The following is a 6,047-nucleotide window of genomic DNA, read 5'->3' on the forward strand; positions in this document are numbered from 1 at the left end:
ATCTGCGAACCGTTTTGTCTGATTACGCCCGATTTGACGATGCGTTACTGTCCTATTTTGATTTTAATTGACTATAAATCAGGACAAGGCGACGAAGCCGCAGACAGTACAAGTAGTACGGCAAGGCGAGGCAACGCCGTACTGGTTTAAAGTTAATCCACTATAAAAATGGACATCGTCTTATCCCCCGCGAAATAGAAAAACGATTCTTAGTATTTTAAGAAGGATGTAAGGGGGAAGACAATTTTAAAATTTCAAAATTCTAGCCTGTTCTGAAATGATGAGCTATGCCTTTCTATTTGAATTGACTATAAAAAATGTCGTATTGTTGTAAAAAGTCTAAACTCTAATGAATAATAATTCCTATCAAGATGAAAAGCATTGTTTAAATATCGAAAGTTCATTATGATTGCGCACACTGTTCCATTCCACGGGTCTGCTGTTTTTGGTTTTGAGTCTCTTATTTTTGTAAAACGATAGGCCTAAATTTGATTCTTTGATTAAAGAGGAGTTCGTATGAAAAAAGCCATTATTGCCCTGACTGTCGCGGCCTTGCCTTTTGCAGCATCAGCCGAAGTTGTTCTTTATGGACAAGTTAAAAGCACCATCACCTCCGGACAGGTGAAAATCAAAGGTAACGAAGGTACGGAAAAAAGCGCGACCGCGACCCGTATCAACGACAATACTTCACGCATCGGCTTCAAAGGCAGCGAAAAACTTTCAGACGACCTCAAAGCCATCTGGCAAGTTGAACAGCGCACTTCCATTTTGGGCGAATCCAACAGCCAGCGTTTCGGCAACCGCGATTCCTTCATCGGCTTGGAAGGCAAGTTCGGTAAGGTCCGCGTCGGCAATATGAACAATATGCTCAACGAGATGGATACCATCGACCCGTGGTTGTACAAAACCAACGCGATGGGTTTGGGCATCAACACCCGCACCGGTGTGCGCACCACATCCGTACGTTACGACAGCCCTTCGTTTGGCGGGTTCAAGTTTAGTGCGTCCTACGCGCCGCGCGACAACCGCAATCCGGACGACAAATATAAACATGAACAACCCAGCAAGGCGCAATATACCGCCGGTTTGACTTATGAAAACAGCGGTTTCACCACCAATCTTGCCTACGGCCATTACAAAGGCGCGTACACCGACAAGAACGGTAAAACCAAAGCCGCGCAAATCGCTAAAATCGAGAGTTACTACGACAAAAACAACCTGTTTGTCGGCGTAGGTGCTCAATACGCTAAAGGTCATGAAAGCGCAAATAAATATCTGGGTTACTTTACCGATGATTTCAATACGTACAAACGCGCTGACATTACTGCCGATGCCGGTAAAAATGAAGCCGTCAAAGTTGCTGATGCAGCCGTTACCGTGGGTTATACCTTCGGCAACCTGACCCCGCGCCTCACTTACGCTCACGGCTGGGCGGCAAAAAGCGTGAACAGCGGCGAGAAATTGGTTGATAAATTCGATCAAGTAGTAGTTGGTGCCAACTACAAATTCAGCAAACGTACTTCTATGCTTGCTCATGCCGGTTATATGAAACTGGGCAGCAAAACCCGCCTGACTCCGACCCAAACAGGGTCTGTTGAGCAAAAAGCCGTTTCTTTGGGCATGGTTCATAAATTCTGATGAAACCGTAAGGATAATCAGAAAATATAAAAGGTCGTCTGAAACCTGATTTGGGGTTTCAGACGACCTTTTCTTTTTGTTTGGAGAGTATTTTACATCTGCACCAAGCCGTTGACGGTGATGCTGATTTCTTCTGAGCCGGGAGAGGGAGCTTGGATAGCGTTGTTTTCGTCGCTTGCCGAACTTCTAACAATAGCGGATTCGGCACTCATCATTTTGGTGCGGGCGAAACCTAAACGGTCGTCGATGGAGCGGTTGCCGATGTGGCCTAAATTGAGTTTGACGATTTTGTAGTTGGAAAAGCCGAGCGTTTTCGCCAAATCTTGCGCGCGGTCTTTGAAGCGCAGGATGGCGGCTTTGCTGACTTGATCGACGGCGGCTTCGCGTTTTTCTTTGGAGATGCTGAAGCCGATGTGGTCGAGAGTTGCAGATTGCAGCGTCTCGTCAGTCAGGCGGTTGATGGCGTCAAAGTCTTTGCTTTCGACTTTGAACGAGGCAACTTCTTCCCAGCCTGTTTGGATGCGTTTGCCGTTGTTGTTGTATTCATGGCGAGGGCTGGCTCTGCGGCTGAGGAGTTCGGCTTGGAGTTTGTTGTTTTGTACTGCTTTATTGAAGTCGTTGAATTTTTTCTGAAACGCTTTGTTCACCGTAGCGCGGTCTTTGCCTTCGGCATTGATGCTGAAATGGGCGGTCATGGTGTCGCGGGTTATTTCGAGATTGGCGGACTCGGCAAACTCGACCATGTTGTAGTGAAGGGTGTCGGTTTCGGCAGAGACGGGCAGGGCGGTTGCGAGCACGAGGGCGGCAAGAATCGGGCGTAACATGGATTTTCCTTTGGGTATCGGGTGTGGAAACGGATGATATTGGATAATTTGTGTCAGGTCGTCTGAAAGCGCGGCTTCAACAAAGTTGAAAAAGTTCTGACTTTGCTGCAACAGGTTTTCAGACGACCTTTGACGGTTAGCCGAAAAAGCCCATTTTGACTTGGATGAGTTTTTCGAGTTCGGGCAGGACGCGGCGGCGGGAGACGAAGAAGATGATGTGGTCGCCGTCTTGGACAATGGTGTCGGTGTGGTGCCCCATGATGACTTCGCCTGTTTCGGCACGGACGATGGCGGCGATGTAGCAGTCGCCCGGCCATTTGATGCCGCTGATGCGCCTGCCGACGATGGCGGAAGTGTTTTTGTCGCCATGGACGACAACTTCAATGGCTTCGGCAGTGCCGCGTCTGAGGGGGTGGACGGCAACGATGTCGCCTCGACGGATATGGGCGAGGATGGAGCCGATGGTGATGAGGTGCGGCGAGACGACGATGTCGATTTTGTTGCCTTCGAGCAAATCGACGTAGCTGGAGCGGTTGACGATGGTTACAACGCGTTTGGCACCAAGGTTTTTCGCCAACAGGCTGGACATGATGTTGTTTTCGTCGTCGTTGGTCAGGGCGCAGAAGACGTCGATTTCGTCGATGTATTCTTCGTCCAGCAGCGTTTCGTCGGTGGCGCTGCCTTGCAGGACGAGGGTGTTGTCGAGGTTTTCGGCGAGCCATTCGGCGCGGCGGGGGTTGTATTCGACGATTTTGATGTCGTATTTGGATTCGAGCTGCTTGGCAAGGCGGTAGCCGATGTTGCCGCCGCCGGCAATCATGATGCGGCGGGTGCGAGCTTCTTTGGGGCGCAGTTCGCGCATGATGATGTTGACGCTGCTGATGTCGGCGGCAAAAAGTACCTCGTCGCCTTCAATGATGACGGTTTGCGGCGTGGGGACGATAAGGCGGTTGTTGCGGTATATGGCGCAGATTTGGCAGTCCGCACCTTCGGGGAGGTGTTGGTTGATGTCGGCTATTTCGCGGTTGACGAGCAGCCCGCCTTTACGCGCCTGTACGATGACCATGCGGACTTTGTCGCCGGCAAACCTCAATACCTGCAATGCGCTGGTGTAGCTAAGCAGCCCGACGAGCTGTTCGGTAACGAGTTGTTCGGGACTGATGGTTTCGGTGATGTCGAAGACGGTAAGGCTGCCGTTTTCCGTATCGTCGTTTTCAGGGTAGGGGTATTCCAGATATTCGCTGGAACGCACGCGGGCGATGCGGCTGGGGATGTTGAAAAGGTCGGCGGCGATTTTACAGGCGACGATGTTGGTTTCGTCGCTGCGGGTCAGGGCAAGCAGGAGGTCGGAATCTGCCGCGCCCGCTTGTTCGAGGATGAACGGGGATGCGCCGTTGCCGAGTATGGTTTGGACGTCGAGGCGGCTGCCGATGTGTTGCAGGGCTTTTTCGTCGATGTCGATAACGGTAACGTCGTTGCTGGAAACGGAGGCGAGGTTTTGCGCGACGGTCGAGCCGACCTGTCCGCTGCCGAGGATGAGGATTTTCACGGTTTAGGCGGGTGGGTTGGTAAGGATGATGGGATTGTATAACAAAAGGTCATCTGAAAACCTATTTTCAGACGACCTTTTGTTAATCTCAGGCACGGTTTACCAGTAGCCCAACACTTTCCACCAGATAATGCCGATGGTGCCGAAAATCAGGATTTCGACCACGCTCATGATGAAGCCGGCTTTCCACCATTCGGTCATGCTGACATAGTTCGAGCCGTAGATGACGGGGGACGAACCTGAAGCGTAGTGGGTCAGCGACATCATGATGCCGGTAGCGGATGCCATAATCAGGGCGAACAGCATCGGCGGTGCGCCCAAGGCGAGGCCTGCGCCGTAGAACGCGCCGAACATGGCGGTAACGTGTGCCGTGCCGCTGGCGAAAACGTAGTGGGCGTAGAGGTAGGCGAGTACCAAGAGGGCGCAGCCGGCTTCCCAGCCCAAGCCTAGATGGGAGATGCCGCCCTGCAGGGATTCGGACAGCCATGCAATCAGTCCCAATTTGTTGAGGAAGTTCGCCATCATGACCAAGGCGGCAAACCAGACGATGGTGTCCCACGCGCCTTTTTCTTTCAGCGCGTCGTCCCAAGTCAGTACGCCGGTTAAGAGACACAGGGAGATGCCGAGGAAGGTGGTGGCGGTGGCATCGACTTTCACGCCGAACAGCATTTCGGGAACGCCCGCCCACAGAAGCAGCAGAATCACGAAAATGCCGAGCATAATTTTTTCGTTGCGCTTCATCGCGCCCATTTCTTTCAGTTTTTCTTTGGCAAGGGCGGTCGCGTTAGGCGTTTGTTTGATTTCGGGCGGATACAGGAAATACAGCACCAGCGGCATCAGGAACATGGCAATCAGGCCGGGGACGACCATGGCGGCGAACCATGTGCCCCAAGAGAGGTGGATTTGCGGATCGGTGGCTTTGGCGACCAATTCGACGACCAGCGGGTTGGGCGCGGTTGCGGTAATGAAGATGCAGCAGGTGATGATGTTGGCGTGGTAGTTGACCAGCGCGAGGTATTTACCGATTTTGCTCTCAGTACCTTTTTCGGGGTTGGAATCGAAACTCAGGGCGATGGAACGCATAATCGGATGCACGATGGCGCCACCGCGCGCGGTGTTGCTCGGCGTTACCGGACCGATGACCAAATCGGCCAAAGCCAGGCTGTAACCTACGCCCAGCGTGCGTTTGCCGAAAAGGGAAATCAGAAGGTAGCCGATACACATCCCCAAGCCGGTTTTCAACAAACCGCGCGAGATGATGATGGCGATACCGATCATCCAGATTAACGAATTGTTGAGGCTGCTCAGAGCGTCTTTGGTTGCTCGGCGGCTTTTTCGTTGGTCACGCCGGTCAGCGCGACCAAAGTAATGCCCAAAATCGCCATTGCGCCGATGGGCATGGCTTTGCCGATGATGCCGGCGATGATGCCGACGAACAACGCCAAAAGGTGCCATGCGTCGGGCGATACGCCCTGCGGCACGGGTATGACGAACCAGATAATCAGCGTCAGCGCGAGCGCAACCGCAGCAGGAATTGGCTTGAAGCCCATGTTGAGTCTCCTAGTTTGAGGTATCGGGGAAATCGGATTTCAGACAACGTGTGCCCGATTTTGGTGGGAACAGGCCGTCTGAAATGTATTTGGCAGCAGTTGTTTTTATGTTTTTCTTTTGGGTGTTTGGGTCATGCGTATTTTTGTGTTGCCATCTTTTTAGAAGACGTTTCTTGAGTTTTACGTTTTGCCCTCTCCCTAACCCTCTCCCACGGGGAGAGGGGACAGATTGCAGAAAGTCTGATAATGGTCGGTTTCAGCGCCATTATTCCCTCTCTCCGTGGGAGAGGGTTAGGGAGAGGGTAAAACCTCAGTTTTAGCAGGTTCGGTTGCGAAACCCAACAATACTTAAACCCTAATTCATCATGTTGGTTCATACAGGTATTTTTCAGACGACCTCCCATAATAGAAAAGGTCCTTGGATTCGGATTTCAAGTGCAACACTAGTGTATCAGTGGTTTGAACAGATTCAAGAATAAAACACTT

Annotated in this window: 3 protein-coding genes and 1 pseudogene; 1 reads left to right on the forward strand and 3 read right to left on the reverse strand. The window is 51.7% G+C overall.

Annotated features, from left to right (window positions below):
• Positions 1 to 516: 516 nt before the first annotated feature.
• Complete coding sequence (locus tag AC5M9B_RS04150; protein ID WP_455007421.1) at positions 517 to 1,638, forward strand: porin; 1,122 nt, start codon at positions 517 to 519, stop codon at positions 1,636 to 1,638.
• Between the two features lie 92 nt (positions 1,639 to 1,730).
• On the opposite strand, the gene AC5M9B_RS04155 is transcribed toward AC5M9B_RS04150, so the two are convergent.
• The 3 genes and pseudogenes from AC5M9B_RS04155 to AC5M9B_RS04165 all read right to left on the reverse strand — a co-directional run bounded on the left by AC5M9B_RS04155 (position 1,731) and on the right by AC5M9B_RS04165 (position 5,561).
• Complete coding sequence (locus AC5M9B_RS04155; protein ID WP_019270869.1) at positions 1,731 to 2,462, reverse strand: SIMPL domain-containing protein; 732 nt, start codon at positions 2,460 to 2,462, stop codon at positions 1,731 to 1,733.
• A gap of 136 nt (positions 2,463 to 2,598) precedes the next feature.
• On the reverse strand, positions 2,599 to 4,011 hold the full coding sequence (gene trkA / locus AC5M9B_RS04160) for a Trk system potassium transporter TrkA (protein WP_070857294.1): 1,413 nt from the start codon (positions 4,009 to 4,011) through the stop codon (positions 2,599 to 2,601).
• A gap of 99 nt (positions 4,012 to 4,110) precedes the next feature.
• Positions 4,111 to 5,561, reverse strand: a pseudogene (locus AC5M9B_RS04165) (DASS family sodium-coupled anion symporter).
• Positions 5,562 to 6,047: the final 486 nt, after the last annotated feature.

The sequence above is a fragment of the Neisseria flava genome, from assembly GCF_982712965.1.

Excerpts from the sequence above, each read along its gene's own strand:
- AC5M9B_RS04150 (WP_455007421.1), top strand. The coding sequence starts at position 517 with ATGAAAAAAGCCATTATTGCCCTGACTGTCGCGGCCTTGCCTTTTGCA.
- AC5M9B_RS04155 (WP_019270869.1), bottom strand. The coding sequence starts at position 2,462 with ATGTTACGCCCGATTCTTGCCGCCCTCGTGCTCGCAACCGCCCTGCCC.